The sequence below is a fragment of the Bacillus sp. SIMBA_026 genome (assembly GCF_046535335.1).
Lineage (GTDB): Bacteria > Bacillota > Bacilli > Bacillales > Bacillaceae > Bacillus > Bacillus velezensis.
The window spans coordinates 1-237 of the sequence record NZ_JAWRWX010000473.1 but is presented as its reverse complement, the minus strand read 5'-3'; the positions used below and the strand labels follow the sequence as shown (position 1 = coordinate 237).

The 237-nt window shown below is 66.7% G+C and carries 1 protein-coding gene; it reads right to left on the bottom strand.

The features are described 5' to 3' along the window. The coding region (locus SB847_RS22205) for a DUF2345 domain-containing protein (protein WP_410578921.1) at window positions 1-237 on the bottom strand (237 nt) is incomplete at both ends.

Below are 237 nucleotides of genomic sequence, written 5' to 3'. Positions count from 1 at the left end.
ACGCTTCATCACGCTGAAGTCAGCGTTCTTGCCAGCCACCGCCGAGATACTCTCCTTCGCAGCCATCTGCACGCCGCCGCCTGCCACGACGCCGATCGAGGCCGGCGCACTCGCCAGTAAGCCCGGCTGCTTCAGACCGTCGAACTCGTCCTTCATCTGCTGTTGCGCATCCGTGCCGGCCGGAATCGCCTTAGCCGTACGCGCCGCGTCGCCCAGCGACTTCGCCAACGCCAGCGC